General features: G+C 43.0%; 16 protein-coding genes. 14 read left to right on the plus strand and 2 right to left on the minus strand.

Annotated features, from left to right (window positions below; genetic code table 11):
- Window positions 1-98: 98 nt before the first annotated feature.
- Window positions 99-1,277, minus strand: a complete 1,179-nt coding sequence (locus PAUR_RS10525) for an acetyl-CoA C-acyltransferase (RefSeq protein WP_192507714.1) — start codon at window positions 1,275-1,277, stop codon at window positions 99-101.
- 304 nt (window positions 1,278-1,581) lie between these two features.
- Between PAUR_RS10525 and PAUR_RS10530 the strand changes: the two genes are divergently transcribed.
- The 8 genes from PAUR_RS10530 (at window position 1,582) to PAUR_RS10565 (ending at window position 9,913) form a co-directional block, all read left to right on the plus strand.
- Window positions 1,582-1,977 carry a MerR family transcriptional regulator gene (locus PAUR_RS10530; protein WP_010363179.1) on the plus strand — a complete coding sequence of 132 codons (396 nt, stop codon included), beginning with the start codon at window positions 1,582-1,584 and terminating at the stop codon, window positions 1,975-1,977.
- A 19-nt stretch (window positions 1,978-1,996) separates the two neighbouring features.
- Window positions 1,997-3,172 (plus strand): isovaleryl-CoA dehydrogenase, encoded by a 1,176-nt coding sequence (locus PAUR_RS10535; RefSeq protein ID WP_192507715.1) that lies wholly within the window; start codon window positions 1,997-1,999, stop codon window positions 3,170-3,172.
- 10 nt (window positions 3,173-3,182) lie between these two features.
- Window positions 3,183-4,790 (plus strand): carboxyl transferase domain-containing protein, encoded by a 1,608-nt coding sequence (locus PAUR_RS10540; protein ID WP_192507716.1) that lies wholly within the window; start codon window positions 3,183-3,185, stop codon window positions 4,788-4,790.
- Between the two features lie 12 nt (window positions 4,791-4,802).
- Window positions 4,803-5,585 (plus strand): enoyl-CoA hydratase/isomerase family protein, encoded by a 783-nt coding sequence (locus tag PAUR_RS10545; protein ID WP_192507717.1) that lies wholly within the window; start codon window positions 4,803-4,805, stop codon window positions 5,583-5,585.
- A 9-nt stretch (window positions 5,586-5,594) separates the two neighbouring features.
- Complete coding sequence (locus PAUR_RS10550) at window positions 5,595-7,547, plus strand: acetyl/propionyl/methylcrotonyl-CoA carboxylase subunit alpha (protein WP_192507718.1); 1,953 nt, start codon at window positions 5,595-5,597, stop codon at window positions 7,545-7,547.
- A gap of 3 nt (window positions 7,548-7,550) precedes the next feature.
- Window positions 7,551-8,456: a hydroxymethylglutaryl-CoA lyase gene (locus tag PAUR_RS10555; RefSeq protein ID WP_210997216.1), complete on the plus strand. Its 906-nt coding sequence runs from the start codon at window positions 7,551-7,553 to the stop codon at window positions 8,454-8,456.
- 84 nt (window positions 8,457-8,540) lie between these two features.
- On the plus strand, window positions 8,541-9,239 hold the full coding sequence (locus PAUR_RS10560; RefSeq protein ID WP_192507720.1) for a CoA transferase subunit A: 699 nt from the start codon (window positions 8,541-8,543) through the stop codon (window positions 9,237-9,239).
- A gap of 11 nt (window positions 9,240-9,250) precedes the next feature.
- Window positions 9,251-9,913, plus strand: coding sequence for a 3-oxoacid CoA-transferase subunit B (locus PAUR_RS10565; RefSeq protein ID WP_192507721.1), 663 nt, complete (start codon window positions 9,251-9,253; stop codon window positions 9,911-9,913).
- 187 nt (window positions 9,914-10,100) lie between these two features.
- Here the strand turns inward: PAUR_RS10565 and msrA are convergent, their stop codons facing one another.
- Window positions 10,101-11,381 carry a peptide-methionine (S)-S-oxide reductase MsrA gene (gene msrA / locus PAUR_RS10570; protein ID WP_192507722.1) on the minus strand — a complete coding sequence of 427 codons (1,281 nt, stop codon included), beginning with the start codon at window positions 11,379-11,381 and terminating at the stop codon, window positions 10,101-10,103.
- A gap of 276 nt (window positions 11,382-11,657) precedes the next feature.
- Between msrA and PAUR_RS10575 the strand changes: the two genes are divergently transcribed.
- From PAUR_RS10575 to pcp, 6 genes are all read left to right on the plus strand, one after another.
- On the plus strand, window positions 11,658-13,172 hold the full coding sequence (locus tag PAUR_RS10575; RefSeq protein ID WP_192507723.1) for a leucyl aminopeptidase: 1,515 nt from the start codon (window positions 11,658-11,660) through the stop codon (window positions 13,170-13,172).
- A 128-nt stretch (window positions 13,173-13,300) separates the two neighbouring features.
- The gene (pxpB, locus tag PAUR_RS10580) at window positions 13,301-13,957 is read left to right on the plus strand and encodes a 5-oxoprolinase subunit PxpB (protein WP_192507724.1); all 657 of its coding nucleotides are present in this window, start codon (window positions 13,301-13,303) and stop codon (window positions 13,955-13,957) included.
- Window positions 13,951-14,874: a 5-oxoprolinase subunit C family protein gene (locus PAUR_RS10585; RefSeq protein ID WP_192507725.1), complete on the plus strand. Its 924-nt coding sequence runs from the start codon at window positions 13,951-13,953 to the stop codon at window positions 14,872-14,874. Before pxpB ends, PAUR_RS10585 begins: the two co-directional genes overlap by 7 nt.
- A 10-nt stretch (window positions 14,875-14,884) precedes the next feature.
- The gene (locus tag PAUR_RS10590) at window positions 14,885-15,613 is read left to right on the plus strand and encodes a DUF969 domain-containing protein (RefSeq protein ID WP_192507726.1); all 729 of its coding nucleotides are present in this window, start codon (window positions 14,885-14,887) and stop codon (window positions 15,611-15,613) included.
- On the plus strand, window positions 15,610-16,629 hold the full coding sequence (locus tag PAUR_RS10595; protein ID WP_192507727.1) for a DUF979 domain-containing protein: 1,020 nt from the start codon (window positions 15,610-15,612) through the stop codon (window positions 16,627-16,629). The genes PAUR_RS10590 and PAUR_RS10595 overlap by 4 nt, the downstream gene beginning before the upstream one ends.
- Window positions 16,622-17,284 carry a pyroglutamyl-peptidase I gene (pcp, locus tag PAUR_RS10600; RefSeq protein ID WP_192507728.1) on the plus strand — a complete coding sequence of 221 codons (663 nt, stop codon included), beginning with the start codon at window positions 16,622-16,624 and terminating at the stop codon, window positions 17,282-17,284. The genes PAUR_RS10595 and pcp overlap by 8 nt, the downstream gene beginning before the upstream one ends.
- Window positions 17,285-17,488: the final 204 nt, after the last annotated feature.

Raw genomic sequence — 17,488 nt, forward strand, 5'->3', positions numbered from 1 at the left:
CCTCCCCAGAGTAAATGAGATAAGGCACCGCTGGTTAGTAATATTTTTTATACCAGTTATTCGATGCCCGAATTTTTTAAATTAATGTCAAGTAAGCGTTACACTTCGACTGCCAATGCAACCGCCTCACCGCCACCAATACACAAAGAAGCAATACCTTTTGATAAGCCTCTATTACGTAGTGCGTGAATAAGTGTCACTAAAATACGTGCGCCACTTGCGCCAATTGGATGACCCAGTGCACATGCACCGCCATTCACGTTTACTTTGTTGGTGTCTAAGCCCATTTCATTGATAGCAAGCATAGTAACCATCGCAAACGCTTCGTTAATTTCCCAAAGGTCGACGTCTGTTTTGCTCCAGCCGGTGCGTTCAAGTAACGTATTCATTGCACCAACGGGGGCTAATGTAAATTCTTCAGGTGCTTGTGAATGTGTTGCATGTGCCGCAATTTTACACAAAGGCGTTAAACCTTGACGTTGGGCTTCTGACTCACTCATTAAAATTAATGCCGCTGCACCATCCGAAATGGATGATGAATTCGCCGCTGTAATGGTGCCGTCTTTTTTAAATGCAGGACGTAAGCTTGGGATCTTGTCAGGGCGTGCATTGCCTGGCTGCTCATCAATGCTAATTTCAACGTCGCCCTTGCGAGTGCTAATGATGTGCGCTGCAACTTCCGCGCTAAAGCTACCGTTTTCGATTGCTGCGTTGGCTTTACTTAATGAACCCAATGCAAATTCATCCATATGCTCACGCGTAATACCATATTGGTCGGCGGTGTCTTGCGCAAAACAACCCATCGCTTTGTTATCGTAGGCATCTTCTAAGCCGTCTGACATCATGTGATCTTTAATTTCACCATGTCCCATGCGCATGCCACCACGGGCCTTCGGGATAAAATACGGTGAATTTGTCATGCTCTCCATGCCACCGGCAATTGCAGAGGAAATGCTGCCAGCTTTAATTAAATCATGAGCTAGCATGGCTGCTTTTAAACCTGAGCCACACACTTTGTTGATTGTTGTTGCGCCTGTTGAACGCGCAAGTCCGCCGTGCAACATTGCTTGACGTGCTGGTGCTTGACCTAATCCTGCTGGCAGTACACATCCCATGATAACTTCATCAATAGATGCATCTGACAAACCCGTTTCAGACATCACACTTTTAATCGCAGTTGCGCCCAATTCGGTGGCACTTGCACCAGATAAAGCGCCCATAAAGCCACCCATAGGGGTACGTTTTGCGGCTACGATGACAACAGCATCATTACTCATTTTTTGCTCCTATTCACAAGCGATTTAGCTTGAACAATAAATTTTATGTTTCGAGCATACATAATATTTACGTTTACGCCAACGTAAATCTAAAATCAAACAAACTTCATTGGCCTAATTTGTAAAGTTATGCTGCACACAATCCTTGCCAAACACGTAATTTCCTTATTGCAGCCTCGCTTTTCATATCTAGAATGGCTATTTACAACTGCGACCAAAGTATGATTTAAACGTTCAGCTTTACCTTTACGTAAACTTCACTTATATTGGTCTAATCAGTCACAGAAGTAAATGTGTAAACACCATGCAAGATAACAATAACGAACCTACTTTTTCTATTAGTGATTTAGCTAAGGAATTTGACATTACCACGCGAAGTATTCGCTTTTATGAAGATCAAGGATTACTTTCTCCTGAACGCCATGGACAGACTCGAATTTATTCCAAACGTGACAAAGTTCGTCTCAAGCTCATTCTGCGTGGCAAACGTTTAGGATTTACGCTAGCCGAAACAGGTCGTTTGTTTGAGCTATACGACGCAGATAAGTCTAGCGCAAAACAGTTAGTTACCATGTTGAATTTAATTGAAGAGAAAAAAGCCGATTTAAGTCAACAGATGGACGATATAAAAGTTGTATTGATGGAATTAGTGACCGCAGAACGTCGCTGCCGCGATACCTTAGGTAATTTAGAAGAATAACTCTCACAGGATTATTATTATGAGCACCGTATCTTTATACAAAGAAATGAATTTTGGATTAGGCGAAACTGCGGACATGATCCGCGATCATGTGAATGGCTTTGCTACCGCTGAAATTGCCCCCTTGGCTGAGAAAACAGACTTAGACAACAGCTTCCCAAATCAGCTTTGGCCTCAGTTTGGCGAAATGGGACTGTTAGGTATCACCGTGCCTGAAGAATTCGGTGGTGCAGGTATGGGTTATCTTGAGCATGTTATTGCAATGGAAGAGATCAGCCGAGCGAGTGCATCAATTGGTCTTAGTTACGGCGCGCATTCGAATCTCTGTGTGAACCAAATTAATCGTAATGGTAATGATGCCCAAAAACGCAAGTACCTACCCAAGCTAATCAGTGGTGAGCACATTGGCGCATTGGCGATGAGTGAACCTAACGCCGGTTCAGATGTTGTTTCAATGAAATTGAAAGCACAAAAGAAAGGCGATAAATATATCCTCAATGGCAATAAGATGTGGATCACCAATGGACCTGATGCGGATGTATTGGTGATATATGCAAAAACAGACTTAGACGCCGGCTCAAAAGGCATTACCGCATTCTTAGTAGAAAAAGATTTCCCCGGTTTCTCAACTGCGCAAAAGCTTGATAAATTGGGCATGCGTGGCTCAAACACCTGTGAGTTAGTTTTTGAAGATTGTGAAGTGCCTGAAGAAAATATTTTAGGTGGCTTAAACGAAGGCGTAAAGGTGCTTATGAGTGGCCTAGATTACGAACGCGTGGTATTAGCTGCCGGCCCATTAGGCATTATGCAAGCCTGTATGGATATCGTCACGCCTTACATTCACGAACGTAAGCAATTTAATAAATCAATTGGTGAGTTTCAGCTTGTTCAAGGCAAGGTCGCTGATATGTATACACAAATGAATGCAGCGCGTTCATATGTATATACCGTTGCACGTTCATGTGATCGTGGCGAAACCACGCGTAAAGACGCTGCGGGTGCGATTTTATATGCCGCAGAGCTTGCGACAAAAATGGCACTCGATGCCATACAAATTCTCGGTGGAAATGGGTATATCAATGAATATGCAACAGGCCGACTACTACGCGATGCTAAATTATACGAAATTGGGGCCGGTACATCTGAAATTCGCCGCATGCTAATTGGTCGCGAATTATTCACTGAAAGCCGTTAAGGATATAATTATGACTGTACTTAACTCCTCTGTTAATCCCCACGACAGTCAGTTTAAAGCGAACAGCGATGCGATGGCATCGCTGGTTAAAGATTTAAACGACAAAGTCAGCACTCTTTCTCAAGGCGGCGGTGATGCCCTTATTGCACGCCACCAAGGGCGTGGAAAACTGTTTGTACGCGACCGAATTGATACACTTCTAGATGAAGGGTCGCCATTTTTAGAGATTTCCCAATTCGCCGCCTTTGGCGTGTACGAGCAAGATATTCCATGTGCAGGCGTTGTGGCTGGTATCGGTCGAGTTAAAGGCGTCGAATGTATGATTGTCGCCAACGATGCGACTGTAAAAGGCGGAACCTATTTTCCAATAACAGTGAAAAAACATTTACGTGCACAAGAAATCGCCGAACGTTGTCACTTACCTTGTATTTATTTGGTTGACTCAGGTGGTGCAAATTTGCCCGAACAAGATGAGGTATTCCCAGACAAGTTACATTTCGGCCGAATTTTCTATAATCAAGCACGTATGTCAGCAAAAGGGATCCCACAGATTGCAGTGGTTATGGGCCTATGTACAGCTGGTGGCGCATATGTACCTGCAATGGCTGATGAAAGTATTATCGTAAAAGAACAAGGGACCATCTTCTTAGCGGGCCCTCCGTTAGTAAAAGCGGCCACCGGCGAAGAAGTCAGCGCGGAAGATTTAGGTGGCGCTGATGTGCACTGTAAAACCTCTGGTGTAGCAGATCATTATGCAGAAAATGATGAGCATGCACTTTCGATTGCGCGTCAATGTATCCAACGTACTAATCACCAACGACCAACAAAGCCCATTTTGAAAGATGTGAAACCGCCTCGCTATGATATTCGCGAGGTATACGGCATAGTTGGTACTGACCTGAAAAAGCCATTTGATGTACGAGAAGTCATTGCACGCGTAGTTGATGATTCACAGTTTGATGAATTTAAACGTTATTTTGGTGAAACCCTCGTCACTGGCTTCGCACAAATATACGGGCACCCTGTTGGCATCGTCGCAAACAACGGTATTTTATTTTCGGAGTCAGCACAAAAAGGCGCCCACTTTATTCAGCTATGTGCACAACGCGATATCCCCCTGCTATTTTTGCAAAACATCACTGGGTTCATGGTAGGTCAAAAATATGAGGCTGAAGGCATCGCCAAACACGGAGCTAAAATGGTAACTGCGGTATCTTGTGCAGATGTGCCAAAATTCACGGTATTGATCGGGGGCTCGTATGGCGCAGGTAACTATGGTATGTGTGGCAGAGCTTACGAGCCAACGATGATGTGGATGTGGCCCAATGCCCGTATTTCAGTCATGGGTGGCGAACAGGCGGCCGGCGTTTTGACTCAAGTTCGCCAAGATGGTTTAGCCCGTAAAGGTCAAAGTATGAACGACCATGAAGTTGCTGAGTTTAAAAAACCCATTATCGAGCAATACGAAAAACAAGGCCATCCTTATTACGCCAGTGCACGCTTGTGGGACGATGGCATTATCGACCCAGCTGATACACGCACTGTGTTAGGCTTGGCACTCGATGCTGCGGCTAACGCGCCAAGCAAAGAATCTAAGTTCGGTATTTTCAGAATGTAACGGGAGCACACTATGTCTGTCACTTTAACCATAACAAAAACAAAAGTGGCGATTTTAGAATTAAGTCGCCCTGAAAAACATAATGCGTTCGATGATGCTGTGATAGCCGAACTCATTAAATGTATTGAGCATGCGAACTCGCTAGATATTCGTGCTTTAGTCTTAAAAACTGACGGAAAACACTTTTCTGCTGGTGCTGACCTTGGTTGGATGAAATCAATGGCTGGCAATAACTTTGATGAAAACGTGGCGGATTCAAAGCAGCTTGCAAAACTTATGTCGGTATTGGCGAATTGCCCACACCCAACGCTTTGCCTTGTGCAAGGCGCAGCATTTGGTGGCGCACTTGGGTTAATTGCTTGCTGCGACATTGCGGTCGCTACTGAAAACGCGAAATTCTGTCTAAGCGAAGTAAAGCTTGGCTTGATCCCAGCTGTTATTAGCCCTTATGTGATTAAAGCAATTGGTGAGCGCCAAGCCAGACGTTACTTCCTCACAGCTGAAGTATTCACGGCAAATACAGCTCTTGATCTAGGACTTATACACGAAATTAGCGATGACTTAGTCCATAGCCAAGCTCAGTTCATAGAGCTTCTGTTAAATAATGGCCCAAGTGCAGTTCGCTCTGCCAAGACACTTATCAATGAAGTGGCAGGTAATCCAATTGACGAGACGCTCATTCATCATACCGCTCAGCGTATCGCACAAATAAGAGTTAGCCCTGAAGGGCAAGAAGGCCTCAGCGCTTTTTTTGATAAGCGTGCGCCAAACTGGCAACACGCCGCTAAACAGTAAGGGATCACCATGCTTAAAAAAATCCTTATCGCCAACCGAGGCGAAATCGCATGTAGAATTATAAAAACAGCGAAACGTCTTGGTTTAAAAACCGTAGCGGTGTATTCCGATGCCGACGAAAATGCACTTCATGTGCGCTCTGCCGATGAGGCATATCATATCGGCCCAGCTCCAAGTAAAAATTCTTATTTAGTGGCTGAAAAAATACTCGATGTTGCTAAACAAGCAAACGCAGACTGCATTCACCCAGGATATGGTTTCTTATCAGAGAATGATCAATTTGCGAATGCGTGCGAACAAGCTGGCATTGTATTTATTGGCCCATTAGCAAGCTCTATTGAAGCAATGGGTTCTAAAACCCGTGCCAAAGAGATTATGGCACAAGCCAATGTACCGTTAGTGCCCGGCTATTACGGCCAAAAACAAGCCACCGATTTTTTAGCCAGTGAAGCAAATAAAATTGGCTACCCTGTTTTAATTAAAGCCGCCTACGGTGGGGGTGGTAAGGGCATGCGCGTGGTTCGACAAGCCCAAGAATTTATTAGTGCATTAGAGGGAGCACAACGTGAGGCACTTGCTGGGTTTGGTAATGACTTGGTGTTACTAGAACGTTATGTAGACACCCCACGTCACGTTGAAGTACAAGTGTTTGCTGACAATCACGGTAACTGTGTATACCTTGGAGACAGAGATTGTTCTTTACAACGTCGTCACCAAAAAGTCATTGAAGAAGCGCCTGCGCCCGGTTTGAGTGATGAATTACGTCAAGCAATGGGAGAAGCCGCGGTACGATGTGCCCAAGCAATCAATTACCGAGGTGCTGGAACAGTCGAATTTCTGCTGTGTGGCGATGAATTCTTCTTCATGGAAATGAACACACGTTTGCAAGTAGAACACCCCGTAACAGAAATGGTGACTGGCCTCGATTTAGTCGAATGGCAAATTCGCGTTGCCAACAATCAAGCATTACCACTACAACAAGAGCAAGTGACTTTAACTGGCCATAGTTTTGAAGCGCGTATTTACGCTGAAGATCCAACTGAAAACTTTATGCCCTACTCCGGCACCTTAACACATTTGACTTTTCCACAATTAAATGAGGGTCTGCGAGTTGATACAGGTGTCGTGGCTGGCAGTGAAATTAGTTCTTTCTATGATCCTATGATTGCCAAACTCATCGTTCATGCACCCGATCGCTCAATCGCATTACTTAAATTGCATCACGCTTTAGAAGAAGTTCATTTGGCTGGCGTGAAAAGTAACATTGCATTTTTACATCATTTATCGGGTCATCCAACATTTACAGCTGGCGCACCAGATACACACTTTATAGACAGTCAAACTGACACACTCACACAACAGGAATTGCCTGAAACTGAGTTACTTGCGCTAGCTGCCCTAGCCTACACAAAACATAAAAATGCAAGTAATGCAGCAACACCGTGGCAGTCAGAAACTGCATTTAGATTGAATCAACGTAATAGTATGAAGGTCCCCTTTACTGAGCATAATGTCTCCGTGACGCTTAACGACTCACATCATACATTGCATATCGATGATGACATATTAGCCGGCTCAGTAACTTTGCTAAACAATCAGCTAACTGCACAAATTAATGGTAAGCAATATACTGCCAGCGTATTAATTACCGAGGATGCAATTACGGTAATGTATGGTGCGATTGCACACCGATTTGAGCTCAAATCTAAGCATTTTATTAGTGAACACGAACATGAAGCAGCACCTTTAGCCGCACCACTTAATGGGACCGTTGTAAAACATTTACAAAAAGTGGGTAGCCAAGTTGAAAAAGGCGACCCTGTGGTTATCATCGAAGCCATGAAAATGGAATACACTCTGAACGCACCTTTTACAGGAACGTTGAGTAGTTATTGTTTTGATGAAGGCGAACTTGTCAGTCATGGTGCAATGCTTGCCATTGTTGACGCTGTGGAGGGTTAAGTGATGCCATATCCAGCACACGTAAAAATTGTAGAAGTAGGCGCACGAGACGGACTACAAAATGAATCAACTGTTTCAAGCGAAGATAAAATACAACTCATCAACGCATTGAGTGTCGCAGGGCTCAAACATATTGAAGCTGGTGCGTTCGTGTCACCAAAATGGGTACCTCAAATGGCTGACTCTCTGGATGTCATTAACGGCGTGTCTGTTGCTCCAGATGTCGTGCTAAGCGCATTAACACCGAATTTGCGAGGAGCACAAGCCGCACTCTCAGCCAATGTTAAAGAGTTTGCAATATTCACTGCAGCAAGCGAAACTTTCACACAAAAAAACATTAACTGCTCTATTGAGCAAAGCATTGAGCGCTTTAAAGATGTGGTCCAACTAGCACAACAACATGGGATCAAAGTGCGTGGCTATGTAAGTTGTGTGCTTGGATGCCCTTATGAAGGCGATATTGAGCCTGAAGCAGTTTTAAAGGTTTGTAAACAATTGTTGGCTCTTGGGTGCTATGAAATTAGCTTAGGTGATACTGTCGGCGTGGGTACCCCAAACAAGGTTAAATCAGTGATTTCTTTATTGCTGCAACATATCCCCATAGACAAGCTGGCCGTGCACTTTCACGATACTTATGGCCAAGCTTTAGCGAACATTCACAGTGCCCTTGAATTAGGTATTGCCACCATCGATAGTGCTGTTGCCGGTTTAGGTGGGTGTCCTTATGCACAAGGTGCGTCAGGAAATGTTGCCACAGAGGATGTAATTTACTTACTGCAAGGGCTTGGCATTGACCCCCAAATTGATTTAGAAAGGCTAGCAAAAGCTGGATGGGCAATTTGTGACGCACTCAATAAGTCACCTGTAAGTAAGGTTTCTTTAGCATTACAAGCAAAATGCGCATCGTAATAACAACCCAGTGTTGATACACACTAATGCTAATTTTAGTATGTGTGTCACACTGAAGATAAAACAACAATGAGGAGTGGGCTAATGGCCGGTTTCGATAAAGTAGTGACAAGCTACGCCGAAGCGATGGAAGGCATCAAAGATGGTGATACCATCATTGCAGGCGGTTTTGGACTGTGTGGGATCCCTGAAGGTTTAATTAATGAAATTAAACGCAAGCAAACCAAAGAACTTACTGTTGTGTCAAATAACTGCGGCGTTGATGATTTTGGTTTGGGTATTTTACTACACGATCGTCAAATTAAAAAAATTGTTGCATCATATGTTGGCGAGAATGCTTTGTTTGAACAACAATTGCTTGACGGCATTATTGACGTGGAACTTACTCCACAAGGAACCTTGGCCGAGAAGATGCGTGCAGGCGGAGCCGGTATTCCAGGTTTTTATACTGCTACTGGCTATGGCACACCGGTTGCTGAAGGTAAGGAAGTCAAAGAATTTAATGGTCGCCCATACATCCTTGAAGAATCAATAACCGGCGAGTTTGCGATTATCAAAGCTTGGAAAGCCGATCGTTATGGTAACTTGGTATTTCGCCATACAGCCATGAACTTCAATCCAATGGCTGCCACTGCAGGTAAAATGACCGTGGTTGAAGTTGAAGAAATTGTTGAACCTGGTGAATTACAACCAAGTGAAATTCATACCCCTGGTATCTATGTAAATCGCGTAATTAAAGGTAACTTTGAAAAACGCATTGAACGTGTCACGACGAGTAAGTAAGGAGAATTAAAATGGCTTTATCACGTGAACAAGTTGCAATGCGTGTTGCGCAAGAGTTGAAAGATGGCTACTACGTCAATCTAGGAATTGGGATTCCTACCCTAGTCGCTAATTTTGTGCCTGCCGGCATCGAAGTTATGTTGCAGTCAGAAAACGGGCTTTTAGGTATGGGGCCGTACCCAAATGAAGACCAAGTTGACGCAGATATGATCAATGCGGGTAAAGAAACCGTGACAGCTGCGACAGGTGCGGCTATTTTTAATAGTGCTGAAAGTTTTGCCATGATACGTGGTGGTCATGTAGACTTGACGGTTCTAGGTGCATTTGAAGTAGATCAACAAGGCAATATTGCGTCTTGGATGATCCCGAAAAAGTTAATCAAAGGCATGGGGGGTGCAATGGACCTTGTTGCAGGCGCACAAAATATTATTGTGACAATGACCCATGCCAGTAAGCACGGCGACTCTAAGTTACTAGAAGCATGTACACTTCCCTTAACTGGAGTGAATTGCGTTAAGAAAATAGTGACTGATTTAGCCGTACTTGAAGTGAAAGATGGCGCGTTTTATTTATTAGAACGTGCGCCAAATGTAAGTGTTGACGAAATCATTAGTAAAACAGCTGGTAAGCTCATTGTTGAAGGTGACATCCCAGAAATGCAGTTTACGGATTAATTGTCATATTACATAGTAGTTTAAAATGTACCGACCTCATTCCCAGTGCTTAGGCACTGAGTTACCCAAAACCCCTCGTTAGAGGGGTTTTTTTTATCTTTAGTATCGAGCCCTAACTGCTTTTAATTGGTAAAAAACCAACGTAAAAAAGCCACATAGCGAAGAGAGAAGCACCGCTAAAAACCGCTCATTGGGCGGCAACAAAATCTAACACTGTTGCATTTATGCAATAACGGTCTGTACCATTTGGCCCTTCATTTGCAAATACATGCCCCAAATGAATTCCGCTTGATTTCGAACGTATTTCTGTGCGCGTCATACCAAAACTTGTATCTTCATGATAAGTAACACTGCCCTTAACCGGATATTTAAACGATAGCCAACCAGTACCTGAATTAAAACGATCTTTAGTATCAAACAACGATGCACCACTTAACTTATCAATAAACACTCCTTCTGGGGTGTTTTTGAAAATATCGTATTCTTTGCAAAATGGACGTTGTGTTCCCTTTTGAAACGCGACTGAGTACGCTTCACTGTCCCCTAGTTTAAAAGCACCTAATGCTTTGTAAAAGCGAGTTTTATCCATAAACCCTTGATGACCAAATACTTCTTTACCATTCTCAAGAAACAAAATTGTTGGGGTCGCCCATGTTGCTGATTTTATTTCTAAGTTATGTAGTTCATCTGCATACCTAAAGTGTAAGCGGACATCGCCTTGATAATCATTGAGAACTGTCTTTTTTAACTTTTCACAGTATGGGCAATAGTTTTTCGAATCGATAACAACAATGTGCTTACCAGATAATAAGACATCATTGTTTTTCTCTTGCGTATTTACTGGTTTGAAAACAACGCCTGTTGAATGATCAGGGCAATACCCCTTAGGATTTTTAACAAGGTAATTCTGATGATACTCTTCAGCCGGATAAAACTTTTTTAGCGGCTTTATAATGGTTTTAATGTCGCTATAACCTTTCGCTGATAACAGTATTTGATACTGCGCTTTTAAATCAAAAGCAATATCCCGCTGGGTTTGTTCACTGAATAAAATAGTAGAACGATATTGCGTGCCAATATCATTGCCTTGGCGATTCTTTTGCGTTGGGTCATGACTTTCAAAATAGCGCTGTAATAAAGTATCGGTAGTCAAAATATTTGCGTTATATGTGACTTTTACTACTTCAGCAAAATTACGTTCATCAAAGCGCCGACTGCGTTTAATGATCTCTTGATAGCTGGCTTTGAAACCCGTGCCATCTGCGTACCCTGACTCAGCGTCAATGACGCCGCGCATTGCTTCATACCGTTTCTCTGCCCCCCAAAAACAACCAGACCCTAAAACAAGTGTTTTAACATGCATACTGGCTTGCTCTGGCTTGGGCATCGGCATGTCAGTGGCATTCACGTTCAGTGAATTGACCACAACCACAGCCGTCAAAAGCGTTTTTTTCAAACTATTCGACATGTAATATGTACCCTTATTTATTTCGCGTTTGGCTACCCTCTCCAATACGCTTTATATTATTACTATGCTTGAATAGACCTTCTGACGGCGTTTTTGATTTCAGTTAATGCAATAAATTTATACTACGAAGTAATAAAAACAAACCATACTAAACGCTCATACCGCTTAAAGGTTGGTGGTAATTTAACTGTAATAACTGGCGGTTCAACGACTATTAGTTACTACCTTTACTTTTTTCAGGTAAAAGCTATTTTGATTTTTTACTTAGGATTTATCATGAAACTATCTTTTTCTTTGAGTGCTCTATCATTCGCTGTATTAAGCTCAGCAAGTGCTTTTGCCGCTGACTTTAATTTTACATCCCATTTAGTTAAAGGTGATGCACTTGTCGTTTTTCAAAATTCAGATGGTAATGCCAATCTTAAGTTTTTAGATAGCAACACGCGAAAGCAATTAGAGCGTGCAACAAAAGCTGACGCATTTACAGGTGAGTATGGTAAAACCGTTGAAGTTATTGCGCCTATTGATAGTAAGTACAGTCGTATACTCATTGTTGGTCTTGGTAAGAAAGAGACATTAACCAATGCCAAAATGGCTAAGCTAGGTGGTAACATCCATGCGAAATTAGAGTCGAAAAAAGTAGTCTCTGCTTCACTCGCGCTCGCATCTATCGGCAACAGTAAAGACAATAGCGAATTGGCTGCACAATTCGCCCATGGCGCAAACTTACGTGACTATACGTTCGAAGTTTATAAAAAAGAGCCACAAACATTTAATGTTAGCTATAACATTCATGTCGCTAACGATACACGTACTCGTGAACAATATCAGCAACTTGCGCACGTTGAGCAAGGTGTTTTTTTAGCCCGGGATTTAACTTCTGAAGTGGCAACAGAAATGACCCCAGTTGATTTTGCTAAAGCGGCAAAAGATCTAGAGCAATATGGTGTTAAAGTAACTATTTTAAAGCCTGCACAATTGAAAGAGCTTGGAATGGGTGCCCTCGAAGGGGTTGGTCGAGGTAGTAAAGAAGGTGCACGCCTAGTCGTTGCACATTATGAGGGCAACTCAGACACACCAATTGCACTTATCGGCAAAGGAATAACGTTTGACTCTGGTGGTTACAGCATAAAAAAAGGTGCCTCAATAGCTCGAATGAAATCCGATATGGCAGGTGCAGCAGCTGTACTGGGTACCATTAAAGCAATGGCACTTAATAAAGCAGACATGAACGTTGTCGCTGTTATGGGCATGGCAGCAAACATGGTATCACAATATGCCATCGCGCCTGGGGATGTATTACGTACAGCTGAAGGGTTAAGTGTTGAAGTGGTCAATACAGACGCAGAAGGGCGCCTCGTATTAAGCGATGCCATGTGGTATGCCCGTAAGCACTTCAAGCCAGAGATAATGGTTGATGTTGCTACCTTAACTGGGTCAAAGATTCGTGCTGTCGGGAATCGATATTCAGCAATTTTCTCAGATGATGATCAGCTGATAAATGAATTTACACTCGCTGGCAAGCAGGTTAACGAACAAGTTTGGCGCTTACCCCTAGGTTACAAAGATACCCTGTCTTCTGATATTGCCGACTTTAAAAATATTGGTTCTAGTGGCCCTGGAGCAACAACCGCAGCGACTTTCTTGCAACAGTTTGCAGGTGAAACACGTTGGGTTCATATCGACATTGCAGGTAATGCACTCTCTAGCTCAGCGAAAGGAGAGGTTCCTCTAGGTGGAACAGGTTATGGCGTACGTTTATTAAGTGAGTGGCTATTAAAAACACAATAGAGCGATACATCAAACGATGTGAATTAACACTCTGAGTTAAAAAAGCCATGCATTGTGTGGCTTTTTTGTATCTGCAAGTAACAAATTCGATATACTATCGACAATAATAACAATGATATGGAAACACAATGACTGATAAGCATTGTTACCTGCTTGGGGAGCATACAATTGTATTTACACTTACTACCCAAAACCCTGCCCGTAACGCGCAACGCCGTTTATTTGCACTGACAGCAAAATTATTGCAAAGTGATGCATTTTTTGAAGTGGTACCCGCTAAGGCTTCAGTCACTGTCTACCTCAAAAACCCGCAAGATCACCCTTTTTGGATAGCAAAGATCAATGCCCTATGGGACGAGTGTGAAGTGACCAGCGATACACCGACCACTCACACGTTAACTGTAAAGTATGGCCGCAATTTTGGCCCTGATCTGACCGCATTGGCAAATACGTTGCAAATAACTGAAAAACAAATTGTCGAACTCCATTCATCCATACTGTACCAAGTTGAGTTTATAGGGTTTTTACCTGGTTTTGCGTACTTGGGAACACTCCCGAAAGCGCTACAATTACCGCGGAAAGAAACCCCTAGAACTCATGTACCTAAAGGTTCTGTTGCTATAGCACAAGAACTCACCGCCGTTTATCCCAGTGCTTCTCCTGGTGGATGGCACTTATTGGGGCAATGCGATACTCCCTTGTTTGACCCTCTGCGCGCACAGCCTAGTGTGCTCATGCCTGGAGACCAAGTTAAGTTCATGCCGTCAAAGGAAGGATTATGTTAAACATCATTAAGTCTGGCGTGTTGTCCTCAATTCAAGACTTAGGCCGTGTAGGTTATAGGCATCTAGGTGTGAGTCAATGCGGTGCACTCGACCCAATTGCATTCCAGCTGGCAAATTTACTTGTCAACAATGCACAAAATACTCCCGTGATTGAAATAACCATTGGCCTAGCTCAATTTCAATTCACTGCGCCTGTTAATTTCGCCATAACTGGGGGAGACTTGTCAGCCAAATTGAATGGCCAGCCTTTATATTCAGGATGGCGTTATTTCGCCAATGCTGACGACACTCTCACTTTTTCAACCAGTAAAAGTGCTCAAAGAGCTTATTTAGCGATTCAAGGCGGTATCGAAATTTCCGAAGTACTCGGTGCCAAATCTACCGATATACAAGCAAATTTTGGCGGATTTAATGGTAGAGCTTTAAATGCCAATGACCAACTTACTTTTACGCCTTGCCCTACGCCGCTTTCTCGCATAGGCGTACAACAGCCTGCATACACCAATGAGGTAAGAGTACTTAAAGGGCCACACTGTGATAAACTGCCAGACGGCGCTTTTGAGCACTTATTGAAAACCACTTGGCATGTCAGTGAGCTAAATAACCGTATGGGTTCCCGACTTACAGCGAAAAATACCGTACAACACAACACAACGATAGCCAGCCAAGGGGTACATCCTGGCGTGATCCAACTGCCACCAAATGGAGAGCCTATAGTGCTGTTGAATGACTGTCAAACTACAGGGGGGTATCCAATTATCGCCACCGTAATTAACGCCGACCTTCGTTTATTTAGTCAATTAGGTACACAACAAATAGTCCAATTTGTGCAATCTACGGTTTCACAAGCATATAGTGCAAGTGAAAAGCTATCTGCTCACTTAGCGCAATTTACGCTAGCAAAAAATAATAAATAGAGTGATAAATATGACAGACTTAAACCTATTACCACTAAGTGGGATCGCAATCGTAGTGCTAGGCTTTGCACTGCGATTTAACCCGCTACTGGTGGTCACCGCCGCAGGTATCGTCACCGGTTGGGCGGTCGATATGAACTTCTTGGCATTGATTGAAACGTTTGGTGAGAAATTCATGAATTCTCGTCAACTCGCAAGTTTTCTCCTGATTTTACCTGTTATCGCATTGCTTGAACGCTATGGTTTGCAACAACGTGCACAAAGCTGGATTGCGAGTATAAAAAGTGCAACGACTGCACGCATTTTATCCGTCTATTTCGTAGTACGAGAATGCTCTTCTGCGCTAGGCTTACTGAGCCTAGCGGGACAACCTCAAACGGTTAGGCCCTTATTAGCACCGATGGCATTAGGCGCTGCGACAAACCTACATGGCGAATTACCTAAAGAAGTCAAAGATATGATCAGTGCACATGCGGCCGCATGTGATAATATTGCTATGTTTTTTGGAGAAGATATCTTCATCGCTTTTGGCGCGGTGTTACTCATGGATGCTTTCCTAAAAGAAAATGGTATTACTGGTATTGAACCGCTCCATATTGGCTTATGGGCCATCCCCACAGCAATCGCCGCTTTACTCGTTCATTTATTTAGATTGGCTAGGCTCGAAGCAAAAATTAGTCGTGAGATTGCTTTTTATAAGAGTCAACCTCAGACTAGGTTAACGGAGGAGCTATCATGAGTGCTCCGTCAAATGTTGTAAATACACCTCCCGCTATCATATCAATCGAAAACATATATTTACTTATTGGCTTTGTTGTTATGTTTCTAGTAATGAGAACGTTACAAGATAAAGGCCATCCGAAAAAATACAGTACCGCACTCTTTTGGCTATTATTTGGCAATGTGTTTTTATTTGGTGATCTTTCAATTTCACTGCTTGGTAAAGCCATTACTTATCAGTGGGTAGGTGTGAGTGTTATGATCATTGCACTGCTCGCTGGATTTGGACGTGTATCGATGGGCACTTATGACACACCATCAGATGAGGCTAAATCACATAGTGCAGAAAAAATTGGCAATAAACTATTTATGCCAGCAGTTATGATCCCTATCGTCACCGTCATTTGTACCTTACTTCTCGGAGACTTAAATATCGATGGCTGGTACATATTCGACCAGCGTCATCTTACATTGGCTTCTTTAACCCTAGCGTGTGGTGTTGCCTTGTTAATTGGCTGGAAATTTACTTCTGGCAGCCCAATACGCGCACTCACTGAATCTCGTCGATTAGTAGATTCTATCGGATGGGCTGCTATCTTACCGCAAATGTTAGCGATGCTCGGTGGTGTATTCATAGTGGCTCAAACTGGCACCGCCATCCAAGATCTCGTCACGTTATTTATTTCACCCGATAACCGCTTTATGTTAGTTGTTTTGTATTGTGTCGGTATGGCGTTATTTACCATGATCATGGGTAATGCTTTTGCTGCATTTCCGGTCATGACAGCAGGCATTGCCGTGCCTTTCTTAATTCAAGGGCATGGTGCCTCAGCCGCACCACTTGTTGCAATTGGTATGTATTCAGGTTATTGCGGCACACTAATGACACCAATGGCTGCAAATTTCAATATTGTCCCTGCCGCATTGTTAGATTTAAAAGATAAATATCAAGTTATCAAGGTGCAAATCCCAACCGCATTAACTTTGCTCGCAATTAATATTTTACTAATGTATGGAGTAATATTTAATGACTAGCTCACACAAACCTTGTGTTCTTATCACTGGCTTCGCTCCTTTTGGCGGTGAGTTAATTAATCCTTCCTGGCTAGCGGTACAAGCGTTAGAAGGAATCGCTATTGACGGGTTAACTATCCGCACCAAAGAGCTCCCATGTGAATTCGATACATCTTTAGATGTACTACGTGGTGCAATTAATAAATATTCTCCACAGTTAGTATTATGTGTCGGTCAGGCCGGGGGGCGAGCCGACATATCACTAGAACGAATTGCAATTAATGTGAACGATGCCCGTATTGCAGATAACGCGGGTAATCAGCCAATTGATACACCTGTCATTCCATTGGGGCCTGCCGCCTATTTCACCAACTTACCAATTAAGCGTATTTTACTTGCCCTGCACAAATCGGATATTCCCGCTGCCGTTTCAAATACTGCTGGGACATATGTATGTAATCATGTGATGTATGGATTAATGCATGAAATTACGCTGCACCACCACAATATAAAAGGTGGCTTTATACATATCCCCTATTTACCATCTCAAGCAGTGCATCACAATGGTGCATCAAGCATGGCTCAAGAAACGGTCATGTCAGCAATTAAAGTCATTATTGCGGCCGCGATCAGCAATGAGTCTGATTTAAAAGTTGCAGCTGGCACCACGCACTAAACCACCTTCCATATTGGTGCAATATCCTCATTTATTGCACCAATATAGTCATTAAACTCCCTTTAAAAAACCCACTTAACTGTGTGACTTCTCTATGTATTTCTGGTAAATCTATAATAAGGAAAACACGGTATTAAACCGTCGTTCTTCATCAACAAAATAAATAATTAGCACTTTAGCTAACCAACGCAGGAATGAGGTATT

The organism is Pseudoalteromonas aurantia 208, from assembly GCF_014858725.1.
Taxonomy (GTDB): Bacteria; Pseudomonadota; Gammaproteobacteria; order Enterobacterales; family Alteromonadaceae; genus Pseudoalteromonas; species Pseudoalteromonas aurantia.